Origin of the sequence: Mycobacterium sp. SMC-13 (assembly GCF_045311035.1) — a bacterium.
Classification (GTDB): domain Bacteria; phylum Actinomycetota; class Actinomycetes; order Mycobacteriales; family Mycobacteriaceae; genus Mycobacterium.
The window spans coordinates 36,422-59,430 of sequence record NZ_JBJIAI010000025.1 but is presented as its reverse complement, the minus strand read 5'-3'; the positions used below and the strand labels follow the sequence as shown (position 1 = coordinate 59,430).

21 protein-coding genes are annotated in these 23,009 nt (G+C 67.3%); 7 read left to right on the top strand and 14 right to left on the bottom strand.

Translation table 11 applies throughout. The features are described from left to right. The first annotated feature begins 18 nt into the window (after positions 1-18). Complete coding sequence (locus ACJH6I_RS26425) at positions 19-1,242, top strand: AI-2E family transporter (protein ID WP_138248184.1); 1,224 nt, start codon at positions 19-21, stop codon at positions 1,240-1,242. On the opposite strand, the gene ACJH6I_RS26420 is transcribed toward ACJH6I_RS26425, so the two are convergent. Continuing rightward, positions 1,169-1,831 carry a DUF4245 domain-containing protein gene (locus tag ACJH6I_RS26420; protein WP_138248191.1) on the bottom strand — a complete coding sequence of 221 codons (663 nt, stop codon included), beginning with the start codon at positions 1,829-1,831 and terminating at the stop codon, positions 1,169-1,171. The two genes, ACJH6I_RS26425 and ACJH6I_RS26420, sit on opposite strands and share 74 nt — an antisense overlap. Positions 1,832-1,921: 90 nt before the next feature. On the opposite strand from ACJH6I_RS26420, the gene glpX reads away from it, so the two are divergent. The 3 genes from glpX (at position 1,922) to ACJH6I_RS26405 (ending at position 4,918) form a co-directional block, all read left to right on the top strand. Further along, the gene (gene glpX, locus ACJH6I_RS26415; RefSeq protein WP_138248183.1) at positions 1,922-2,950 is read left to right on the top strand and encodes a class II fructose-bisphosphatase; all 1,029 of its coding nucleotides are present in this window, start codon (positions 1,922-1,924) and stop codon (positions 2,948-2,950) included. A 29-nt stretch (positions 2,951-2,979) separates the two neighbouring features. Continuing rightward, complete coding sequence (locus ACJH6I_RS26410) at positions 2,980-4,392, top strand: class II fumarate hydratase (RefSeq protein WP_138248182.1); 1,413 nt, start codon at positions 2,980-2,982, stop codon at positions 4,390-4,392. Positions 4,393-4,558: 166 nt separating this feature from the next. After that, positions 4,559-4,918, top strand: a complete 360-nt coding sequence (locus ACJH6I_RS26405) for a hypothetical protein (RefSeq protein WP_406784777.1) — start codon at positions 4,559-4,561, stop codon at positions 4,916-4,918. Positions 4,919-5,118: 200 nt separating this feature from the next. Here ACJH6I_RS26405 and ACJH6I_RS26400 read toward each other — a convergent pair whose 3' ends face one another. From ACJH6I_RS26400 to ACJH6I_RS26365, 8 genes are all read right to left on the bottom strand, one after another. Continuing rightward, positions 5,119-5,988 carry a polysaccharide deacetylase family protein gene (locus ACJH6I_RS26400; RefSeq protein WP_406775954.1) on the bottom strand — a complete coding sequence of 290 codons (870 nt, stop codon included), beginning with the start codon at positions 5,986-5,988 and terminating at the stop codon, positions 5,119-5,121. 86 nt (positions 5,989-6,074) lie between these two features. Further along, a complete protein-coding gene (locus tag ACJH6I_RS26395; RefSeq protein ID WP_029104718.1) occupies positions 6,075-7,388 on the bottom strand; it encodes a PhoH family protein in 1,314 nt (437 codons plus the stop codon). A 190-nt stretch (positions 7,389-7,578) separates the two neighbouring features. After that, the gene (locus ACJH6I_RS26390; RefSeq protein WP_406775955.1) at positions 7,579-8,400 is read right to left on the bottom strand and encodes an acyl-ACP desaturase; all 822 of its coding nucleotides are present in this window, start codon (positions 8,398-8,400) and stop codon (positions 7,579-7,581) included. A 93-nt stretch (positions 8,401-8,493) separates the two neighbouring features. Further along, a complete protein-coding gene (locus ACJH6I_RS26385) occupies positions 8,494-10,956 on the bottom strand; it encodes a hypothetical protein (RefSeq protein ID WP_406775956.1) in 2,463 nt (820 codons plus the stop codon). A gap of 191 nt (positions 10,957-11,147) precedes the next feature. Continuing rightward, on the bottom strand, positions 11,148-12,356 hold the full coding sequence (locus ACJH6I_RS26380; protein ID WP_346415198.1) for a helix-turn-helix domain-containing protein: 1,209 nt from the start codon (positions 12,354-12,356) through the stop codon (positions 11,148-11,150). 144 nt (positions 12,357-12,500) lie between these two features. Continuing rightward, a complete protein-coding gene (locus ACJH6I_RS26375; RefSeq protein WP_346415199.1) occupies positions 12,501-13,985 on the bottom strand; it encodes a glycine hydroxymethyltransferase in 1,485 nt (494 codons plus the stop codon). Between the two features lie 9 nt (positions 13,986-13,994). After that, positions 13,995-14,495, bottom strand: a complete 501-nt coding sequence (locus ACJH6I_RS26370; RefSeq protein WP_346415200.1) for a hypothetical protein — start codon at positions 14,493-14,495, stop codon at positions 13,995-13,997. 9 nt (positions 14,496-14,504) lie between these two features. Beyond that, entirely contained in the window at positions 14,505-15,737 is a 1,233-nt protein-coding gene (locus ACJH6I_RS26365; protein ID WP_346415201.1) for a DUF885 domain-containing protein, read from the bottom strand. Between the two features lie 63 nt (positions 15,738-15,800). Here ACJH6I_RS26365 and coaA point away from each other — a divergent pair, with 63 nt between their 5' ends. Next, complete coding sequence (gene coaA / locus ACJH6I_RS26360; RefSeq protein WP_133425516.1) at positions 15,801-16,739, top strand: type I pantothenate kinase; 939 nt, start codon at positions 15,801-15,803, stop codon at positions 16,737-16,739. Between the two features lie 63 nt (positions 16,740-16,802). On the opposite strand, the gene ACJH6I_RS26355 is transcribed toward coaA, so the two are convergent. From ACJH6I_RS26355 to ACJH6I_RS26340, 4 genes are all read right to left on the bottom strand, one after another. Further along, positions 16,803-17,204 carry a hypothetical protein gene (locus ACJH6I_RS26355; protein WP_406784776.1) on the bottom strand — a complete coding sequence of 134 codons (402 nt, stop codon included), beginning with the start codon at positions 17,202-17,204 and terminating at the stop codon, positions 16,803-16,805. Between the two features lie 91 nt (positions 17,205-17,295). Further along, on the bottom strand, positions 17,296-17,715 hold the full coding sequence (locus ACJH6I_RS26350; RefSeq protein ID WP_061001759.1) for a hypothetical protein: 420 nt from the start codon (positions 17,713-17,715) through the stop codon (positions 17,296-17,298). A gap of 129 nt (positions 17,716-17,844) precedes the next feature. After that, entirely contained in the window at positions 17,845-19,209 is a 1,365-nt protein-coding gene (locus ACJH6I_RS26345) for a hypothetical protein (protein WP_406784775.1), read from the bottom strand. 21 nt (positions 19,210-19,230) lie between these two features. Continuing rightward, on the bottom strand, positions 19,231-20,028 hold the full coding sequence (locus ACJH6I_RS26340) for a (2Z,6E)-farnesyl diphosphate synthase (RefSeq protein ID WP_061001760.1): 798 nt from the start codon (positions 20,026-20,028) through the stop codon (positions 19,231-19,233). 116 nt (positions 20,029-20,144) lie between these two features. Here ACJH6I_RS26340 and ACJH6I_RS26335 point away from each other — a divergent pair, with 116 nt between their 5' ends. Beyond that, on the top strand, positions 20,145-20,870 hold the full coding sequence (locus ACJH6I_RS26335; protein WP_061001761.1) for a hemolysin III family protein: 726 nt from the start codon (positions 20,145-20,147) through the stop codon (positions 20,868-20,870). Positions 20,871-20,960: 90 nt separating this feature from the next. Further along, complete coding sequence (locus tag ACJH6I_RS26330; protein ID WP_406784774.1) at positions 20,961-22,544, top strand: transposase; 1,584 nt, start codon at positions 20,961-20,963, stop codon at positions 22,542-22,544. A gap of 100 nt (positions 22,545-22,644) precedes the next feature. Here the strand turns inward: ACJH6I_RS26330 and ACJH6I_RS26325 are convergent, their stop codons facing one another. Beyond that, on the bottom strand, positions 22,645-23,007 hold the full coding sequence (locus tag ACJH6I_RS26325; protein ID WP_061001775.1) for a nuclear transport factor 2 family protein: 363 nt from the start codon (positions 23,005-23,007) through the stop codon (positions 22,645-22,647). Between the last annotated feature and the right edge of the window lie 2 nt (positions 23,008-23,009).

The following is a 23,009-nucleotide window of genomic DNA, read 5'->3' as shown; positions in this document are numbered from 1 at the left end:
TCCGTCAGAATCACCGTCATGGACACCGACTTCACGGTCACCCAGAAGCGGGCGCTCGCCGTCGCGACGATCCTGGCGGTCGGATTCGGCGCGTACTTCCTGCGCGGGCAGTTCATGCTGGTCGTGGTGGCCGGAGTGGTGGCCTATCTGTTCACCCCGTTGTTCCGCCGACTGTCGGCACGGCTGAGCACCGGCCTGTCGGCCACACTGACCCTGCTGGCGGCGCTGCTCGTGGTGGTCGTGCCGATCAGCGGGGCCGTCGCCATCGGCGTCGTCCAGATCACCACCATGATCCGCAACGTGTCGGACTGGGTCAGCCGCAACGACATGGGCGCGCTGGGCACCCGGGCGCTGCAGGCCGCCAACGACCTGCTGGCGCAAATTCCGTACCTGCACCACGTCACGCTGACGCCCGAGTCGGTGCAGAAATGGATCGTCAGCTTCGCGCAGCGCGCCGGCGAGTGGGGCCTGAACGTGCTGCAGACCGCGGCGGGCGGGCTGTTCGGCGCGTTGGCCGGTGCCGTGATCTTCATCTACGTGTTCATCTCGATGCTGGTCAACGGCGATGAACTGATCCTGCTGATCCGTCGGCTCAACCCCCTCGGCGAGGACGTCACCGACCTGTACCTGGCCAAGATGGGCGCGATGGTGCGCGGCACGGTCCTCGGCCAGTTCGTCATCGCCCTGGCCCAAGGTGTTTCGGGCGCGATCTCGATCTACATCGCGGGCTTCCACGACGGATTCTTCATCTTCGCGATCCTGCTGAGCGCGCTGTCGGTGATCCCGCTGGGCGGTGGCATCGTCAGCATCCCGTTCGGCATCGGCCTGGCGCTGTTCGGCAACGTCGGCGGCGGCCTGTTCGTGATCCTGTTCCACGTCCTCGTGGTCACGAACATCGACAATGTGCTGCGGCCCATCCTGGTGCCCAAGGCGGCCCGGCTGGATTCGGCACTGATGCTGCTCTCGGTGTTCTCCGGGATCGCGATGTTCGGTTTCCTGGGCCTGGTGATCGGCCCCGTGCTGATGATCGTCGTGGTCACCACGATCAGCGTGTATCTCGCTGTCTACAAAGGTGTTCCGTTGAGCGAGCCGGAATCCGACGCACCCCACGCCCCGGGCCGTCTCGGACGGCTCATCGCCGCGATCCGGGCCCGTCGCACGCCGCCGGCTAAGGCAGCGGCTGCGCCTTCTGCGTCGCCTCAGCCAGAGTCCGATAGTCCGCCGGATTCGCCGAACCACTGACCGCGACCTGCGCCGGGCCCGTCGGCCCGTCGAGCTTCGCGGTCCAGATCGGTTCGGTGCCCTGCTGGTCTTCGCCGGCACCTTCGTACACCACCCAGTGCACGCCGCCGATGTCCTGCGCACCGGTCGGGTACATGCCGGTGTGGATCGAGGACACCAGCTTCTCCTCGTCGGCGTTGCTCTGGACGAGCGCCACGAACATGCCGGCAGCGGTCAGATAGCCGACCTTGGACGTCAGCGCGCGCGTCGGCTGCTTGGTGACGGGATCGGTGCGGCCGGCTTCGATGGCACCGCGCGACCCCGAATTGGCGTGCCAACCCGACGGCAGCTGCGGCACCCGGATCGGGATGCGGAGCGCCGCGGCATCGGCTTTGAGCGCGGCCGGGGCGTCGTACTGCGGTGCCGGCCCCTTGCCCGGGCCCTGCGGCGCGAACGAGCACATCCCGAGCATCCCGGCCAGCGCGATACACGCCACCACCAGCGGGGCGATGGACCAGAACATGTCCCGGCCGTCCTGCAGCAGCCGGTCCTTCGCCGGGCGCGGCACCGGCACCGACTGGCCCTCGGCGACCGCCTCGGGTGCGGACAGCGGCTGACCCTCGGGTTCCGGGGATGATGACGTCACGGTGCTCAGTATCCCAGCTCCCCGGGGCGCACCGGCTAATGGGACAATCTGCGCATGACGCCTTCGCGCCGGGAAGCCCCAGACCGCAACCTCGCTCTCGAACTGGTCCGCGTGACCGAAGCCGGCGCCATGGCCGCCGGCCGTTGGGTCGGCCGCGGTGATAAGGAAGGCGGTGACGGCGCGGCCGTCGACGCCATGCGTGAGCTGGTCAATTCGGTCTCGATGCGCGGTGTCGTGGTCATCGGTGAGGGCGAGAAGGACCACGCGCCGATGCTCTACAACGGCGAAGAGGTCGGCAACGGCGACGGTCCCGACTGCGACTTCGCCGTCGACCCCGTCGACGGCACCACCCTGATGAGCAAGGGCATGCCCAACGCCATCTCGGTGCTGGCGGTCTCCGAGCGCGGCACCATGTTCGACCCGTCGGCCGTCTTCTACATGAACAAGATCGCCGTCGGCCCCGACGCCGCCGACGTCATCGACATCACCGCGCCCATCGGCGAGAACATCCGCCGCGTCGCCAAGCGCCTCAACGAGTCCGTCGCCGACGTCACGGTGTGCATCCTGGACCGGCCCCGGCACGCCCAGCTGATCAGCGAGGTCCGCGAGGCCGGCGCCCGCATCCGGCTGATCTCCGACGGCGACGTCGCCGGCGCCATCTCGGCCTGCCGCCCCGAGTCGGGCACCGACATCCTGGCCGGCATCGGCGGCACGCCGGAGGGCATCATCGCCGCGGCCGCCATCCGCTGCATGGGCGGCGCGATCCAGGCCGTCCTGGCCCCCACCGACGACGATGAGCGCCAGCGCGCCCTCGACCGCGGCTACGACCTCGAGCGCGTGCTGACCACCGAAGACCTGGTCGCCGGCGACAACGTCTTCTTCTGCGCCACCGGCGTCACCGACGGCGACCTGCTCAACGGTGTGCGTTACTTCGCCGGCGGTTGCACCACCCAGTCGATCGTCATGCGCTCGAAGTCTGGCACCGTCCGGATGATCGAGGCCTACCACCGGCTGTCCAAGCTCAACGAGTACTCCGCGGTGGACTTCACCGGAGACCTCTCCGCCGCACACCCCCTGCCGTAGTTTCCGTTCACCTCAACCAAAGGGAGCACATGTCCGACAACGTTGTCGAAGCCGAGTACCGGATCGAGCACGACACCATGGGCGAAGTCCGGGTGCCGATCAACGCCCTGTGGCGCGCGCAGACGCAGCGGGCCGTGGAGAACTTCCCGATCTCGTTCCGCGGCCTCGAGCGCACCCAGATCCGCGCACTGGGTCTGCTCAAAGGCGCCTGCGCACAGGTCAACAAGGACCTGGGCCTGCTGGACCCCGAGAAGGCCGACGCGATCATCGCCGCCGCCGGTGAGATCGCCGACGGTCTGCACGACGACCAATTCCCCATCGACGTGTTCCAGACCGGCTCGGGCACCAGCTCGAACATGAACGCCAACGAGGTCATCGCCTCCATCGCGGCCCGCAACGGCGTCGAGGTCCACCCCAACGACCACGTCAACATGTCGCAGAGCTCCAACGACACCTTCCCCACCGCCACGCACATCGCGGCGACGGAAGCCGCTGTGCGCCACCTGATCCCGGCGCTCGAGGTGCTGCACGAGTCGCTGGCCAACAAGGCCCGCGCGTGGCGCACCGTCGTCAAGTCCGGCCGTACCCACCTCATGGACGCCGTGCCCGTCACCCTGGGCCAGGAGTTCGGTGGTTACGCCCGTCAGATCGAGGCCGGCATCGAGCGCGTCAAGGCGACGCTGCCCCGTCTGGGTGAGCTGGCCATCGGCGGCACCGCCGTCGGCACCGGCCTGAACGCCCCCGACGGCTTCGGCGCCAAGGTCGTCGAGGTGCTGGTGAACCAGACCGGCATCGCCGAACTGCGCACCGCCGCAGACTCTTTCGAGGCCCAGGCCGCCCGCGACGGACTCGTCGAGGCGTCCGGCGCGCTGAAGACCATCGCGGTGTCGCTCACCAAGATCGCCAACGACGTGCGCTGGATGGGCTCGGGCCCGCTGACCGGCCTCGGCGAAATCCAGCTGCCGGACCTGCAGCCGGGCAGCTCGATCATGCCGGGCAAGGTGAATCCTGTTCTGCCCGAAGCGGTTACCCAGGTCGCCGCGCAGGTCATCGGCAACGACGCGGCCGTCACCGTCGGCGGCCTATCGGGCGCCTTCGAGCTGAACGTCTACATCCCGATGATGGCCCGCAATGTGCTCGAGTCCTTCACGCTGCTGTCCAACGTGTCGCGGCTGTTCGCGTCCAAGTGCATCGACGGCCTCGTCGCCAACGAGGACCACCTGCGCACGCTGGCGGAGTCGTCGCCGTCGATCGTGACGCCGCTGAACTCGGCCATCGGCTACGAAGAGGCCGCCAAGGTCGCCAAGGAAGCCCTCAAGGAGAAGAAGACCATCCGGCAGACGGTCATCGACCGCGGCCTGATCGGCGAGAACCTCTCCCTGGCCGAGCTGGACAAGCGTCTCGACGTGCTGGCCATGGCGAAGGTCAAGGACGGCGAGTAGTTCTCAGCCGCAGAAAAGTGCCCTCTTCTTCGGAAGGGGGCACTTTTTTTGCTGCCCTCCCGCGGGCTCTTCTCACATCGCAGGTGAAGCGAATGTGAACAGCTCCTTACTGGACAGATACTGCCGGGAAACGGGATTCGACCCGTGCATTTGCGATTGTGTTGCAATGACGGCCGACCTCACCGATTCGCACCGAGGTGCCCGGCTGGATGCCGTCCCGTGCATGACGCACGGCCGCTTCCACATGCCGCACACGCACGCCGGCGAGCGGCTGCCCAAACCCCAGGCCGAGGTCCTCAAACTCGTGACGACATCACCGGGTCAGCGCAATGCGGATGTCCTGCAGGCCAGGTTGTTCATCGAACTGCTCGAGGACGAACTAGCCGAGTTGCACCTGCAGCTGGCGGTGACGGAGCGCCGGGCGGCCAAGCAGGGCGCCGACAAGCATCTCGACGTGCTGCGCGGGCGCATCGCCGAACTCCTGGCGATGGTCGACGCGATCGTCGACCGCTTCCCCACTGCGTAGGGTCCCCTGCACGGCGCCGAACCGGGCAGGAAGTCCGTGCGTTCAATCGCAAGGGCGATGTCCCGGTGGTTTTTGCACTCAGGGACCGTTGGTGGCCGGAAAAAGTACCTGGGTTCAGTCACCGCAGCCGCGGCCCGTCGTGATTGAAGCCACGTACTTCCGATGGCAGCACCTACCTCTGCGGCAGCCGCTCGGCGTACCTACTGGCCGTTGTTCGAGCCGCCGGAGTTGGCGCCCGGGATGTCGGTGATCGGGATGTTGGGCATCGGCGGCGGCGACGGCGTGTTGGGCAGCGTCGGAATCTCCGCCGGCGGGATGTCGGTCAGATCGTTGACCGGCGGGCCGTTCTCCCGGCTGCCGTAGCTCGTGCCCGGCTCACGAGGGCCGATCATGTGGCTGACCGTCACCATGTGATACCCGTTGGCCTTCAGGACCGGGATGAACTGCTGCACCAGATCGACCGTCGATGAGTAGGTGTCGTGGAACAGCACCACCGAGTTCGGCTTGATCTGCGTCATCAGCATGTAGCGGGTGGCCGCGGTGTTGGAGTCGTTGGCCCAGTCGAACGGGATGACGTCCCAGTTGATGTCGGCCAGGCCCTGCTTCTTCGCCTCGGCGAGCACCTGGTCATTGATCAGGCCGCCGGCGGTGCGCACCAGTTTCGGCCGCTGCCCGGTGGCCTTCTCGATGGCGTCGCTGGCCTTGCTGAACTGGCCCGCGATGAACTCCGGCGGGATGGTCGTCATGTTGGGGTGTTCCCAGGTGTGCTGACCGAGCTCCATGCCGGCCTCGACTACGCGCTTGGCGCCGTCGGGGTTTGCGGCGACCTTGTTGCCGATCTCGAAGAACGTCGCCTTCGCGTCGTTGTCCTGCAGGATTTTCAGCAACCGGTCGGTGTACGGGCTGGGACCGTCGTCGAATGTGAGCGCGACGCACTTGTACTTACTGCAGTCGACTTCGTCGGCCTTGGCGACATTGCCGGTCTGACACCCGACCACGACGATCGTCACACCGGCACACACACCGAGGACGGTTCGCCAGTAGGGCCAGGCCTTGCTCTCGCGTCGCACCCAATCACCTTACCGACGCCGCGATTTGTGCACGAAAACCCGTGTTCAGCGCGGAAAATCGTGCACAAATCGCGGTCCGGCTCAGGTCACGGCAGGGTGCCGGGGCTGATCTCCTCGAGCATCTCGGTGACGAGCGCGGCAATCGGCGAGCGTTCGCTGCGCATCAGGGTGATGTGCGCGAACAGCGGGTGGCCCTTGAGCTTCTCGATCACCGCCGCGACACCGTCGTGCCGGCCGACACGCAGGTTGTCGCGCTGGGCGACGTCGTGCGTGAGCACCACGCGGGAACCGGAGCCGAGGCGCGAGAGCACCGTCAGCAGCACGTTGCGTTCCAGCGACTGGGCCTCGTCGACGATGACGAACGAGTCGTGCAGCGAGCGGCCGCGAATATGCGTGAGCGGCAACACTTCCAGCATGCCGCGGGACAGCACCTCTTCCAGCACGGCCGGGCTGGCCAGGCCTTCCAGGGTGTCGAAGACGGCCTGCGCCCACGGGCCCATCTTCTCGCTCTCGCTGCCCGGCAGGTAGCCGAGGTCTTGTCCGCCAACGGCATACAGCGGCCGGAACACGACGACCTTGCGCTGGGTGCGGCGCTCGAGCACCGCTTCCAGGCCGGCGCACAGCGCCAGCGCCGACTTGCCGGTACCGGCCTTGCCGCCGAGGGAGACGATGCCGACGGACTCGTCGAGCAACAGATCGAGGGCGACGCGTTGTTCGGCTGACCTTCCCCGGAGGCCGAACACTTCGCGGTCACCGCGGACCAGCTGCACGCGCTTCTCGGCATTGACGCGGCCGAGCGCGTGCGACGTGCCACCGAGCAGCCGGATTCCGGTGTGGCACGGGAGATCCCGCGCTTCCAGCAGGTCGACCTCGCCGTCGGCGAACAGCGTGTCGATGTCTTCCGGCGAGGCGTCCATCTCGGTCATGCCCGTCCAGCCGGACGTCACGACATCCTGCGCGTGGTACTCGTCGGCAGTCAGGCCCACCGCGCCGGCCTTGACGCGCAGCGGAATGTCCTTGCTGACCAAGGTGACTCGCTTGCCCTCGGCGGCGAGGTTGGCGGCGCAGGCGAGGATGCGGTGGTCGTTGGTGTCGGTGCGGAAGCCCGAGGGCAGCACCGACTGGTCGACATGGTTCAGCTCGACCTGGAGCGTTCCCCCTTGCGTCCCAACAGGAATCGGCTGATCCAGCCGTCCGTGTTCCAACCGCAAGTCATCGAACATGCGCAGGGCCTGCCGGGCGAACCAGCCCAGTTCGTGGTGGTGGCGTTTACCCTCCAGCTCGCTGATGACCACCAGGGGGACAACCACTTCGTGCTCAGCGAAGCGTGTGCATGCCCAGGGATCGGACAGCAACACGGAGGTATCGAGCACGTAGGTACGGACCTGCGAATCAGACACGTGGCGCTCCTCGGCCCGTGCGGCCCCACACGAGTACTTCGGTGGACGCAGCGGTACCTGGACCGGGGCCGGTCCCAATCTCTAATCGGGTACCGCCCGGATAGCAGAGCAATTCGCTAGCCATCACCGGCGACGCTACCCCCGGCGACGGCCGCGCGCTCACTGGCGCGCCGCGCCTGTTTTGTGACGTCTAGATGAACTGAGCGAGCGACGGCTCGTCGCTCAGCCCCCACGCCTTGATGCGGTCCGAGATGACGGTGCGCAGTGCTGCGGCGTCGAAGATGCCGGCGTCAGCAACAACCTGGACCTTGTCCTGGTAGGCGTCGATGTCGGCACCGATGACCTCGAGGCCCGCGGCCCGGGCCGCGATGGCGGCGATGGTCTCGTCGCGGTGCGTCTGCAGCAGGTGCGAGACCAGGTTCGCGAAGAACTCCTCGTGCCGCTCTTCGTCGCGGGCGATACGGCCGGCCATGGCCGCCAGCACCGGCTCCTCGATCTGAGCCTGCAGGTTACGGGTGAAGACGGCATGCGCGCGCTCGAAGAACGCCATGAAGACCAGCGTCTCGATCTGGCTGTACTTGTCGGCCCGGTAGCCCTTCATGACGTGCTCGACGCGCACGTCCTCGTTGGCGGTCGGGTCGATCTGGCGGGTGACGACCAGGTAGTTACGCAGCGCGATGGCGTGCAGGTGCTCCTCGGCGGTCCAGCGGCCCAGCCAGCGGCCCCACTTGTCTTCGAGGATGAAGTGTTCGACCAGCTCACGGTGGTAGCCGGCGAGGTTGTCCTTGGTGATGAGCAGGATTTCCAGCGCATCGGTGACCGGCTTGGGCAGCGTGACGCTGGAGGCGTCCCAGTCGGTGCCGCCGAGGAAGGCGAAGTTCTCGCCCTGCTCGAACGGGACGTAGTCATGGGCGTACCAGGCTTCCTCAGTCGCGAGGTGCCGGGACAGCTCGGTGTCCACCACGGGCTCGAGCTCGAGGGTCAGTGCGTTGGCAACCGGTTTCTCAGCCATGAAAGTAACTGTAACCCGAGTTCACATGTTTTTGAAATCTGCCCCGCACAAATGGGGGCCGGTGTCACCCGGCCCCCATTCGCCCGCAGACGGTTACTTCGTTGTGCCCGAACCTGCGCCTGCGGTCTTTTCTCCGCCACCAGCAGAAGCTGAATTCTTACTTTCGGCGTGCTGCTTGCTGTGTGCGGGTTTGGAGTCCTCCGGGCCACTCGTCTGCGTGGCGCCAGAAGTGCTGGAACCCTTGGCAACCTTGGACGGCTTTCCATTGGCAGGTTTCGATCGCTTCCCGTCCTTGGGCTGCTTGACGTGCGGCGTGCCGTCGGTCTGCTGGTTCTTGCCATTGGCGGCCGCCGGCTTCGCCGATCCCTCGGCCGCCGGGGTGTCAGACGGTTTCGCAGGGCTGCTCGCCGGAGTGCCCGCCGGGTCCGCAGCTGTCGGTGCTGCCGGGCTAGCGGGCTGTGCCGTCGGTGTTGTGTCCGCCTCATGTGTGGTCTTCGCTGTCGGAGTCACGTCCGCGCCGAATGTTGCCGCGGTCGGCGCCGGCGTCCCGGTCGGGGTTTGTGACGTGGGGTTGGCCGCGGGGATCGCGCCGCGCAGCCCACCGACCAGCATGTGCCCTGTGGTGCGGCCGAGGTCTCCGAGCTCCTTGACGACCGTCTTGATGTTGCCCATCGTCAACGGCGAGTAGCTGTCGGCGCGGTTCAGCGCCACCGACAGGTCGTCACGCGCGTTCAGGAAGCCTGCAGTGACGCTGGTGCTCGGGTCGGTCAAGGTCCGGTTGATGATTGTGCCCAAACCTTGGATGCCACTGCCCAGCGCCGCGACCACGGCGGTGATGTTCCCGGAAGCGAGGCCGGCCCGGATTTGGGTGAGGGTCTGGTTGATGAGTAGGTCGCACCGCAGAGCGGACAGGACCATGGGATTCACGATGTCCTGGGCCGCCAACGGAATGTTCTGCACGAGAGCGGACAAGCTGCCGACGGGGTTGGCGAAGATGCCGCGGGCGAGGTCGACGTAGTCCGGGTTGAGGGCAGATTGCGTGATCCGGTCCAGGACGGACGGGACGTTGCTCTGGCTACCGAATATCTCGTTGAACTTGTCGGTGCCGACCGCTGCCCTGATCTGATCGAGCTCCAAATTCGCCGTCGCCCAGCCAGTGGGCACGTTGTTCTGGTTGTGCACGTAATTGAACTCGAACATCCGCCGTTTGAGGCTGGCCGCGTACTGCTGCGGGGTGACGGTCGGGGTATCGGCCGGCAAGTGCAGACGGACATCAGAGATCGGGACTACTTGGGCCGTCACCGCATTGTTGTCGAGCGTGCCGTTGACGTCCTGGAACCGGAGCGTGACGGAGCCGTTGACGACGCCTCCGTTGTCCAGCCAGTTCGCGACGCCGGGGTTCGTGGCGCTGACGACGTAATAGGTGTAACCGTCGTCTGCCTGAAAAATGTTGCTGCCGTTGAGGCTGCTCTGCGCGGTCACATACGGCAGATCCAGCTGCCAGATATTGGTCAGCTGGGCAGCCACGTAGCCGGCCGAAACGGTGGGCACCTTGACCACGAGTGCCTGGTCCGGCTGCAGGTTGAAGTGTCCGATGCTGGTCAATTGCCCCGGCAGAATCGGGCCGCCGACCGCCGAAGTCGTCGGCTTGATCACGGTGAAGGTGTTTTCCGGTACTGCGGCCCAGACCGCCTGAATTCCCTTATTCGTGACGCTGGAATTGAACCCGGAGACATTGTCCGCGACGCCGGCCAACACCGCCGCCACCTGGCTTTCTGACAGCACCGGCAGCTTGAACTGCGACGATGAACTCTGCTGCTTGATGAGGATCGTGTCGTGCGGAATGCCCCAGTCGGTGGTGGTATCGCGCATGAGGATCGTCTGGGCGCCGGTGCTGTTCACCCAGTTGCCCGGTTGCTGGTCCGGACTGATCACCACGGTGTACGTGCCGTCCGCATTCGGTGTGAATTGCGTCAGGTCATAGCTGACACCGGTCGAGATGAACTTCCCGTCCATGATGTTCCCCGACATCGGAACGAAGGTCACCACCTTCGTGCCAGGGCGAGGGGTGATGGTCACCGTGTACGACTCGCCCCGCACGGCCAGCAGCGTGTACTTGTTGTCCGCCGTCGGGTCGTTCGAGAACGGCAGAGGCTCGGCAGACGGCGCGTTCCAGGGGGCGGTGAGAAATTCACCGTTGCGGTCGTAGCCGTTGATCCGGTTCTGTTCATTGAGCGCACCGAAGAGCACGCCCATCGCCAGGGCCTGGGTGTATTGCGGCAACGAACTCACGTCGGACGGTTTGATGAACGGATAGTTGCTGTTGGTGGCGATGATCTGCTGCTGTTGGGCGAGGATCTGATCTGTCACGGCCTGGTTGCTGTCCGCGGCGAACGCCTGCGGGGCGGTCAGCGCCGCGACCATGGCGCCGGCGACGGCGGTCGTGGCGATCCCCCGCTTGGTCCGGGAGCGGCGCCGCGCCGCACGGTTACCGGTTGCTACCGGCTGATCGTCCCCTGCCGTATGCGACCGCCAAGAGTGGCCCAACTCAGACATGCTTCGCCCCTTCGTGATGGGTCTGCCCGGGTTGGCTGACTCAGCGGAACGCCGGGGTGTGATGTGGTGAACAGCTCGACGAAATTGTCGTCCACGTCACGATATGAGCGATCGCTGTGCTGAACCAATGGGTGCTCAGACCAGCGTTTTCGGGCCGGCATGTGCAAAATGCACATCACCCAGCCGCAAGCTCAGGAAACCGGCGCAAGCACCCGTCCGCCGTACCAGCGGCAAATCTCCAGGGCCAGCGCGACCGTCAGGGTGTCGGCGTCCAGGCGCAGGCCGTATTGGTCGACGGACTGTTGGACCCTGAGGTAGACGGTGTTGCGGTGGAACATCGTGCGCTTCGCGGTCTCGGTGTAGCTGCAGTTGGCGGCCAGGAAGGCCCGGATGGTCTCGCGTAGCTGCTCGCACCGCGCGTCGTCGTCCGCCAGCGAGCCGAGGACGGCGGCAACGAACGCCGCGAGGTCGGCCGGCTCGTCTGCCAGCAACGCGACTGAAGCAACGTCGTCGAACAGCACGACCTGCGGTTCATGGGGTGCGGACCGGGCCAATTCCTTGACCCGCGCTGCTGTCCGCGCCGCCGAGCGGAAACCGTCGAGCCCCTCACCGCGCCGGCCGACGGCGACGCGCAATCCGTTGATACACAATCGTCTTGCGAGTTCGTCGTGGTCCACCCGGACGGCCGCCGGCAGACGCAACCAGATGCGCTGTTGCGATTCCCCGCCTAAGACAAGGACGTCATCGACTCCTGGCAGCACCTGACGCAGGACCGTCACTACTTTGGGCAACGCGTCGGCGTCCGCGGTGTCGTCCGCCCATGCCTCGACGGCGAGGTGACTGCCAGACAGCCGGTATCCGAGCGCCGATTCCGCTTGCGCCACATCGGGTTCAGAGTCATTTAGCAGGCGGGTGATCCACTGCCGCCGGATCGCTTCGTCAGTGCGGACACGTTGTGTCAACCGGTCCTCGTACAGCGCGGTGATCTGCTCGGTGACCCGACCGTTGTGCGACCCGCTGAGATTCACCACCTCGATCATGGCCTCGGCCGCCCCGGGTGCATCGGCCGGCATCTCGGCCAGACAGGTGCTGAGCATGCGGCCATGCCCGACGCGGTATGCCCGCAGGATCGCAGTCAGCGGCACACCGTCGGTCACCGCCCGCTCGACGTTGGCGATGGCGAGGCTGGACGGCGAGATGCTTTGTGGGTCAAGGCCGTTCGCAAGCACGTCGAGGAAGAGGTCCAGGCTCTCGGTGGCATTGACAGCGACGATCTCATGGAACGACGGGTCGCTGAGTTCGGGCACTGCGTCCAGGATCTCGGCGATCACGCCCTTGACGAAGGCATATTTGTTCTGGGCGAAATAGTCGATGATCGCGGCCAGCACCTCACTGCCCATCTGCCACCTCCTCGGCCGCAGCTCAGGCTACCGAGGTGTGCGCCGTGCACATCGGCTTTCTCGCCAAGCGGCACACACGAAAGTGGGGCCTATGACCGAGAATCTCGCGATCCTCCGGCCACAGGCCCCACTTTCGGCGTCAAATCAGAGCGTCAGACCCGGGTACAGCGGGTTGGCGTCGAGCATCTCGGCCGAGGCCGCGCGGACGCGGTCGGCGGTGCCGTCGGCCAGCGTGTACTTGGCCTTCGACGGGCCGTTCGGGCCGGCGTCTGCCGAGGCGTTGTTCAGCACGTCGACCACCAGCTCGGCGACCTTGTCGAACTCGTCGGCGCCGAAGCCGCGCGTGGTCAGCGCGGGGGTGCCGAAGCGGATGCCGCTGGTATACCAGGCGCCGTTCGGGTCGTTCGGGATGGCGTTGCGGTTGGTGACAACGCCCGCGTCCAGCAGCGCCGACTCAGCCTGGCGGCCGGTCAGGCCGAACGACTGCACGTCCAGCAGCACCAGGTGGTTGTCGGTGCCGCCGGTGACCAGCGTCGCGCCGCGCTTGAGGAAGCCCTCGGCGAGCGCCTTGGCGTTGTCGGCGACGTTCTGCGCGTAGCTCCGGAACTCGGGCTGACGGGCCTCGGCCAGCGCCACGGCCTTGGCGGCCATCACATGCGACAGCGGTCCGCCGAGCACCATCGGGCAGCCCTTGTCGACGGCCGGGGCGTATTCCTCGGTGGCCAGCACCAGGCCACCGCGCGGGCCGCGCAGCGACTTGTGCGTCGTCGTGGTGGTGACGTGGGCGTGCGGCACCGGGTCCTCGTCGCCGGTGAACACCTTGCCGGCCACCAGACCCGCGAAGTGGGCCATGTCGACCATCAGGGTGGCGCCGACCTCGTCGGCGATCTCGCGCATCTTGGCGAAGTTCACGCGGCGCGGGTAGGCCGAGTAGCCGGCGACCAGCACCAGCGGCTTGAACTCGCGGGCGGCAGCGGCGACGGCGTCGTAGTCGATGAGGCCGGTCTGCGGGTCCGTCCCGTAGCTGCGCTGGTGGAACATCTTGCCCGAGATGTTGGGGCGGAAGCCGTGCGTCAGGTGACCGCCGGTGTCCAGCGACATACCGAGCAGGCGCTGGTTGCCCAGCTTGTTGCGCAGCTTCTCCCAGTCCTCTTCGGACAGGTCGTTGACGTGCTTGGCGCCGAGCTCGGCCAGGCCGGGGGCCTCGATACGGGTGGCCAGGATGGCCCAGAAGGCAACCAGGTTGGCATCGATGCCCGAGTGCGGCTGCGCGTAGGCGTAGGGGGCGCCGAACAGCTCGCGGGCGTGCTCGGCGGCGAGGGCCTCGACGGTGTCGACGTTCTGGCAGGCGGCGTAGAACCGGTGCCCGACGGTGCCCTCGGCGTACTTGTCGGAGAACCAGGTGCCCATGGTCAGCAGCACGGCCGGCGACGCGTAGTTCTCGCTCGCAATCAGCTTCAGCGAACTGCGTTGGTCGGCAAGCTCTTTGCGCGTCGCGTCGGCGACGCGGGGCTCAACCTGCTCGATGACCCGCAGCGCCGCCTGGTAGGCCTCGCTGGCGGTGGCGGCGTACCCGGCACCCAGGCCGGACGAGGCAGAAGCGCCCGATACAGTCGAATCCAAGGTCATGCGTTCAGCCTAATAGGGCCGGTCGTGGCCGTTCACCTGACCCGGGCCTGGATATCCCGTGGGTGGGTGAGGCGGCTGGACGGGCGCGAGGCCTTTGGTGAGCTTGGAGAACAGCACGCACCACGCGACGGGTCCGGCAATGACGCAGGCCGACCAGAGCAGCTCGCTCACCGTTTCCGACCAGGACGGCTCGCCGAGGAGTTTCATCAGGATCGACGACGTGGTGCCGCTGTCGCCGCCGTCTGCGCAGAACACGCCGAAGCCGAACATCGCCGACCACACGGCCACCTGCGCGCGGGTCTGGGCAGGGGTCAGCTCCCGCCCGGGTAGCTGCCGGATCATCCTGGTCGTCATCGTCAGGCAGATCAGCAGCACCGGCGAGACGAGGACGACGAATACCGTCATCCAGCCCAGCTGGACGAACAGTCCCCGCCCGACCGCCATCCACACCACCAACAGGACGTTGAGTGGCATGGCCTTGCCCGCGCTGTCCCGCGGCAGGGTCCACACCGTCGGCGCCTAATTCCGCAGGGACGACGGGATCAGTGGCTCGTCGAGCAGGCGGCCGAACCGCGCGGTGAGGCTGACATCGGCGGGCCGGGCATCGAGCCAGCCGCGCAGCAGCCGGTAGCCCTCGACATATGTCGACGTGTAGGCGCGCCACAGCGGCGACGACAGGAACCGCATGGACTGCCGGGCCCGCTCCGGGCTCGTCAGCAGCCAGCGCTGCAGGAAGGCGACCACGTCGTCGGCGTCGCGGTGCTCGTCGTGCAGCATCAGCGCGGCGTCCTGGCGGACGTCGGCGAGGGCCGCGCTGGCCTGTGAAATCGCTTCTGCGCGTTCGCCATCGAAGCGCAGGCCCAGGTCCTGGTAGATCTCGGCGGCCCAGGCGCCCCAGTTCTCGGGCACCGCGGCGTACAGCGCCAGGTCCGCCAGGCCCTCGGCCATCAGGCACTGCGGGGTGTTGACCAGGAAGATCGTCTGCTCGGCCTGATGTTGACCGGCTACCAACCCGAACTCTTTGCGGCAGTGCTCGGTGTGGTGGCCCGGGTACGACTCGTGCGCCACCAGCCGCGGCAGGTTCGACATCTGCTGCTTGAGGTCGGCGTTGACCGCCACCGTCGACCGGTAGTTGCCCTCGTAGTAGTTGAAGCCCGACCACGGCTTGTCGGTGACGATCTCGTAGTTGATGGTCTCGGAATCGGGCAGCGGGAAGTCGACCCGGACCCGGTCGCGCAGCGCGGACGAGAACGCGTGGATGCACTCCTCGAGCCGTTCGGGCGGAATCTCCTCGCCGGACCGGTGCGCCTGCATGCGCTCGACCAGCGGGCCGCTGCCGCCCAGCGCCTCGTCGAGCAGTCGATGCGCCTCGCGGTAGCGGTCCTCGTCGCCCTTGGCGATGGACACGTCGAAGTAGTCGCGGACCTCGTCGACGAAGCCGACGTCCTCGCCGGCGAACTTGCGCCCCGCGCAGTCCAGGGCCCGCAGATGCGCCTTCAGGTAATCCGCACGCTGCGGGTCCAGCCCGGAAGCATCGACCTCGCCGTGCAGCCGGCGGGCCTGGCGGGCCACCGCCGCGGGGTCCGGCGCGGGTTCGTCGGCGACCTGCTGCCGCAATGCCGGGTCGCCGGTGAACGAGTCGACGTAGCCCTCCTCGATGCGGTCGAACCGCAGACCGAGCAGCAGGTATTCGCGGATCAAGCCGTCGGCGACGGTGTCGGGAACCGGCAGCGAGATATGCCCAGCGCTCATACCCGCCCACGTTAGCCGGTACCCCCGCGTTCATCGCCCGGCAATGACTGCAAGACTGAGCACATGCCGCGGCCGAGCGAGCCGAGTCCCTACGTCGAGTTCGACAGGCGCCAATGGCGCGCGCTGCGTATGGCGACTCCCCTGAAACTCACTGCTCATGAGCTGCTGGGCCTGCGAGGTATGGGCGAGCAGCTCGACCTGCTGGAAGTCGAAGAGGTCTACCTGCCCCTGGCCCGTCTGATCCATCTGCAGGTCGCCGCCCGGCAGCGCCTCTTCGCCGCGACAGCGGAGTTCCTCGGCGAGCCGCAGCAGAATCCGGACCGCCCGGTGCCGTTCATCATCGGCGTGGCCGGCAGCGTCGCCGTCGGCAAGTCGACCACCGCCCGCGTGCTGCAGGCGCTGCTCGCCCGGTTCGGCCACCACCCGCGTGTCGACCTCGTCACCACCGACGGCTTCCTGTACCCGAACGCCGAGCTCCAGCGGCGAAAGATCATGCACCGCAAGGGCTTTCCCGAGAGCTACGACCGTCGCGCGCTGATGCGGTTCGTCACCGCGGTCAAGTCGGGCGCCGATCAGGCGTCCGCTCCGGTGTACTCGCACCTGATCTACGACATCGTGCCCGGTGAGAAGGTCGTCGTCCGGCACCCCGACATCCTGATCATCGAGGGCCTCAACGTCCTGCAGACCGGACCGGCCCTGATGATCTCGGACCTGTTCGACTTCTCGGTGTACGTCGACGCCCGCATCGAGGACATCGAGCAGTGGTACGTGTCGCGGTTCCTGGCGATGCGGGCGGGCGCGTTCGCCAATCCGCAGTCGCACTTCCACCACTACTCGACGCTGACCGACGAACAGGCCATCTTCGCCGCCCGCGACATCTGGCAGTCCATCAACCTGCCCAACCTGATCCACAACATCCTGCCGACCCGGCCCCGGGCCACGCTGGTGCTGCGCAAAGACGCCGACCACTCCATCAACCGGCTGCGCCTCCGCAAGCTCTAGACAGGGATTTGTGCACGATTTTCCGCGGGCGGCGCGGAAAATCGTGCACAAATCCCCAGGTGATCAGGCGCGGCGGACGCCCTGGTACTGCAACTCCGCCATCGCGAGCGTGTAGACGGCGCTGACGATCATCATGGCCACGCCCGTCGTCGTCAGCGGCCAGACATCGTCGACCACGGCCAGCACCGCGGCGATGGTGAAGACCACGTTGGCGATCGCCACCGCGATGCCGGGACGACGCACCGCGGCCAGGGTCGACAGCCCGTAGACACCGACGCCGTAGCCGACGAGGACGGCGGCCAGCACGTAGACGGCGGGCCGCGGGATGCCGGATTCCGCTGCGATGGCGCCGGCCGCGGCCGCCAGGATGACGCCGCCGCTGCCGCTGATGAGGGCGTCGGCGCGCAGGGCCAGACGCAGCAGACGGTCGGAGCGGACGCGGGCAGGTGCGGTGGTGGTGGTCATGAGTTTCCTTTCGGTGGAGGGGGTGGAAGGCCGGCGCGGGGACGTCAACTGCAACCTCTTTCAGCGACGCCCCCGCCCGGCGGGAAAGGAGTCACGCCAGACGGCGTACTCCGAGGTATTGCAGCCAGGCGCAGCCCAGGCCCACGGCCATGACCGCGAGCACCAGGACGTTGCCCGCCGCGGTCAGCGGCAGCACTCCGGAGGCCAGCACACCCAGCACCGCGACGGTGCCGATCAGATTGCCGATCAGCACGCCGGTCCCGACGCGCCGAATCCTGGGCACGGCGGCCAGGACGTAAAGAGCAAATCCCCAAACGACCAGCACCGCGCCGATGACCCATTCGGACGTCGCCGACAGCCCCGACAACCGGGACAGCGGATCGGCGGTGAACGCCATCAGCAGGCCGGTGAGCGAGCACAGCGTGCCGTCGACGCGGAGGCCGAAACGGAGCAGGGAATCGGAGCTGTCGGACAGTGGTCGGGTGTGGAGCCCTGGGTTGATTGCGGTCATGGCGGTCGCTCCTTGCGGTGCCGGTTGGGGGACACCCATGACACTGCTCGAACCGGGCTGCCCGGTCTGCACCAAACGCTGCCGATTACTGCCAGGCACTGCCAACCGCAGGTCAGCGACCCTTGCGGCCTACGTCAGCGTAGAGACCGGGGTACCGCGCAGGTCGGCGGCGATCACCCGGGCCGCCGCGTTCTGCCAGTTGTGCAGCGACCGCTGCGGCACCTCGGTGACGAACCATTGCCACGCCTGCCGGGCCACCGGGTCGAGCCCGGCCGCCGTGGCGTTCTGCGCGTAGGCCCGCACCCCGACGACGTACGGGAAGTACAGCGAGTTGTAGTGCCGCCACTGCTCGGTGGTGCCGAAGTCGCCGCCGTCGCGGGGTTTGAGCGCCGCGATGCGATCGGCCAGCAAATCCTTGAGTTCGTTGGCGCGCTCCAGCGGCTGGTCGGGTGCGCCGCGGCGGGCGAGTCTGTCATCGATGACGGGCAGCGTCGTCAACGGCGAGGCGACGAGCTTGGAGAGGTCGGCGTAGTGGCCGAGTGCGCGCCGGGTGAGGCGGACGAACGTCTCGTCATCGATGTGGTCCAGCGGGTTCGTAGCCCGCAGCGGCAGTGCAGCTTCGGTGCGACGCAGTGCGGCGCGGTCGGCCCGCAGGTCCGGCTCGCGCGCGAAGGCCAGCCGGTCCAGCAGCCCGGACAGCGGGTCGGCCAGGACGTTGATGGCGATGGCCACCGCGAGGCTGGTGAACAACAACACCATCAGCGCCAGATGCTCGCCCGTGACCGCCAGGCCGATCAGCACCTGGCCACCGAACAGCACCGACACCGCCATGCTGCCGACCAGCGAGCGGCGCATCCCCGCGCGCAGGGCCTGCCCTTCGTCGAAGGCGTCCCACCACGCCACCGCGATGCCCAGCAGCAGCACGTCGAAGGCCGCGGACGCCAGTACCAGCCAACTGGGCAACAAGCCCAGCGGAATGAGCAGGATCGCATTGCCGAGCCCGAAGAACAACGTCGCCGCCACCACCGGCGGGACGATCTTGCGCGACGACGCACCACGGCGCAGCCGTCGTACCGCCAGCACGAGCGCACCGAACGCCGACAGCGCGATGGCCCCGACCATGACCCAGTGCCCGGGCCGCAGCGGCGGGTGCACACCCCCGGAAATCCCGGCCCCGACCAGCGCGATGGCCGCCACCGTCGCCACCGCCACGAAACCCCACCGGCTCCGCGCCGAGTCCACGGGCCGGGACAGCTCGAGCAGCACGGTGAGCCAGGCGATGCCGGGCAGCACCGCCAGGTACGCCTCGATGTGACTGAGCGGGCCGGTCGGAGCGTCGCCGGCCAGCCGGATCGCGTCGACTGCGACCACCACGGCGAAGCTGCACAACCCGAACGCAGTCCACGCCAGCATGGGCTTGCGGGGATCCCGCGCGAGCAGGTACAGCCCCAGCCACCAGCTCAGGGCGAAGACCACTGCCGACAGCGCAGCCATGTCTTCAGTTTGGCACGAACGCTATTTGCCGTAGCGGCGGTTGCGCAGCGTGTAGTCACGCAGCGCGCGCAGGAAGTCCACCCGCCGGAAGGCGGGCCAGTGTGCGTCGGTGAACCACATCTCCGAATAGGCGCTCTGCCACAACAGGAATCCGCTGAGCCGCTGCTCCCCCGACGTGCGGATGACGAGGTCGGGGTCGGGCTGGCCCGAGGTGTAGAGATTCTCGGAGATGCCGTCGACGGTCACGGCCTCGATGAGTTCCTCGGCCGTCGCGCCGTTGGCGAGCTCCTTGCTCAGCAGGGTGCGCACGGCGTCGGCGATCTCCTGCCGGCCGCCGTAGCCGACGGCGACGTTGACGTGGAACGACCCGGCACCGGTGCGCGCGGCCGTCGACTCCACGGCGTCGCGCAGCCGCTTGGCCGGCTCCTCGCCGAGCAGCTCCAGGTCGCCGACGGTCCGCACGGTCCAGTGCTTGTCGGGCGCGCAGATCTCTTCGACGACGTCGGTGATGATCTCGATCAGCGGCGCCAGCTCCTGCGGGTCGCGCTGCAGGTTCTCGGTGGAGAGCAGGTAGATCGTCGCCATCTCGATACCGGCCTGCTGGCACCAGCGCAGCACCTCGGCGATCTTGGCCGCCCCCATGAGATAGCCGTAGCTGACGTCGTCGTGACCAGCCTCACGTGCCCAGCGCCGGTTCCCGTCGCACAACACCGCAATGTGGCGTGGCAGTTGCGCTTTCGAGTGCGCAAGCTCCTGACGCAGCCGCAGCTCATAGAGCCGGTACGCCGGTTCCTTGAGACGCGGGGGAATGATGTCCACGAGAAACCAGACTACTGTGGACGCCTGGGTATCCCATGGCTGTTAGTGGAGGAACGTTGTCCGCTCCGAGCGATACAGGTCCGGCCGCCACCGACCCGGCTAACGCACCGTCGAACATGACCAAGCCGTACCGCGCCGCCGCGGTGCTCCGGCAGGCGGATTCACTGCCCGACGTGGTGGTGGAAAGCGTCGTCGAATTCCTCGGCAAGCCGCGCGCCCGCGGCTGGATTCACGTCTATTCGGCGGTGGTCGCGTTCTTTGCCGGTGCCGCACTGGTTTCGGTGTCGTGGGCCATGCAGGGCACGCGCGCCGGTTTGGCGACGTTGCTCTACACCTTCACCATCGTCGCGATGTTCACCGTCAGTGGCACCTATCACCGGGTGAACTGGAAGTCGGAGAAATCGCGCACCTGGATGAAGCGCATGGATCACTCGATGATCTTCATCTTCATCGCCGGCAGTTATACGCCTTTCGCGCTGCTCGCGGTGCGCACCGACGGCTGGCTGTTGTTCTGGATCGTCTGGAGCGGGGCGCTGGCCGGCGTGGCCCTCAAGATGCTGTGGCCGACGGCGCCGCGCTGGCTCGGCGTGCCGCTGTACATCCTGTTGGGCTGGGTCGCGGCCTGGTTCATCGGGCCCATCCTGGAGGGCGCGGGCGTCACGGCGGTCGTGCTGTTGATCGTCGGCGGCGCGCTGTACTCGATCGGCGGCGTGCTCTACGCGCTCAAGTGGCCCAACCCGTGGCCGCGGACGTTCGGGCACCACGAGTTCTTCCACGCCTGCACCGCGGTGGCGGCCATCTGCCACTACATCGCGATGTGGTTCGCCGTCTTTTCCGGGTGATTTGTGCACGATTTTCCGCGCTCAGTGGGTGTCGCAATTTGATTGAGCGTGTCTGGGCGCTTTGACCTGCTGGTTTGCCAGAATGTGTTGGTGGCCAAAGGATACCGCCCTGTTGTGCGTGACCAGGAGTTTCTGTTGCCGCCGAATATGGCGGACTGGCTGCCTGAGGATCATCTGGTGTGGTTCGTGTTGGATGTGGTCGCGGAGTTGGATACCTCGGCGCTGCATGCCGCCCGCCGCACCGGTGGTGTCGGGCGGGCCGGGTATGACCCGGACATGCTGGTGGCGTTGATGATCTACGCCTACGCGACCGGGCAGCGGTCCTCGCGGCGGATCGAACAACTGTGTGGTGATCATGTGGCGTTTCGGGTGCTGTGCGCCCAGGACCCGCCTGATCACAGCACGATCGCCCGGTTCCGCGCCGCCCACGACGGGGTGTTCGTTGACCTGTTCGCGCAGGTGCTGCGGTTGTGCGCCGAAGCCGGGCACGTGCAGGTCGCCACGATCGCCGTCGATGGCACCAAGATCGCCGCGAACGCGTCGAAATCGGCGAACCGGTCCCATGCCTGGGTGCGTGAACAAGCCCGCGCGATCGCGCAGCAGGCCCTCGATGAGGCCACTGCAGTCGATGCCGCCGAGGACGCCGCCGAGGCTGCGGCCGGCGGCCCGAGGCGGCCACCGGCAGCGTTGCGGACGCGGGCGGGGCGGGCGGCGGCGATCAAGAAAGCCATGGCGGAAATCGCCCGGCAGGACGCCGCCCACCAGGCTGCTGATGCCGCTGACCGGCAGGTGCAGGAGGACTACCTGCGGCGGGTCGAGGCCGGCGAGGCGGTGCCGGGCCGGCCACCTGCTGGTATCGACGAAGTCCGGCTGCACCAGGCCCGACTTGTTCGGGAGCAGCAGCGCCTGACCTTGGTGGCCGATGCGCGGGGCGCTGCAGCGACCAGTCAACGCAGCGCGATCCGCCGGGCCATCACCAAGGCCCAGGCCGCACTCGACGGTGCCATCGCGGCACAGGCGGGCGGGAGCGCCGACCGGCGTGGCGCCACAGCACGCGAGCGTGACCGCGATCAGGCCCGCCGCGGCCCAGCCGTTGGGCCATTGGTGAACCTGACCGATCCGCAGGCCCGGATCATGGTCGAGGGCTCCGGTGGCGGGACGGTGCAGGGCTACAACAGTCAGATCGTGTGCTCTGATGACCACTTCATCATCGGGCTGCACGTATCCCAGGACGCTAACGACACCCATTGCTGGACACCGTCTTTGGCCGCTGCTACCGCCCAGGTTGAAGCACTGGGCAAGACGATCGGGGTGGTGTTGGCCGACAACGGGTACTTCACCGACGCCAACCTCGCCAGCACCGGACCGGCACGGCTGATCGCCCCCGGCAAAGGCCGACAGGTGCACCACGACGCCGTACACCATCCTGCCGAAGGCCCGCCCCCGGCAGGCTTGTCACCCGCGGAGAAGATGCGCCACACCCTGCGCGATCCAGAAAACGCCCAGCGCTACAAACGACGTTCGGCGACCGTCGAACCCACCATCGGACGAGTCAAAGACCGAATCGGCTTACGCCGCTTCGCCCGTCGCGGACTCGACGCCGTCACCGCCGAACTGAACCTGGCCGCTGCGGCCCTGAACATCACCCGACTGCACCACGCCACCACCGCCTAACGGAATACGCGGCGCTATGCCATTCCGTCAGAAGTCGGTCACCCGCCCGGCAGCACAAATTGCGACACCCACTCACCGCGGAAAATCGTGCACAAATCGCTCAGAGCTGGGTGACGTTCGCCGGGCCCCAGTACGCCTTCATCGAGGTGATCTTGGCGTCGGCGTCGAAGTTCATGGTGCTGATGATGTCGATGCGCATGGCGCTGTTGACGGTCAGGGTCCAGTAGAACGCGGCCTCGTGGCCGCAGACCCGCAGCGTGTGCAGTTCGTGGGAGTTCTTGGTGCCCGCGATGTTCGAGTAGAAGCCGTGGATCGTCTGGCGGCCGACGTGCACCTCACCGCCGACCGGGTCCTCGATGGCGGCATCGACGGCGTACAGCTCCGCGATCCCGTCGGCGTCGGCGACGTCGACGAGGTCCAGATAGCGGTTGACGTTTTCGGTGATCTGCTCAGCGCTGGGCATGC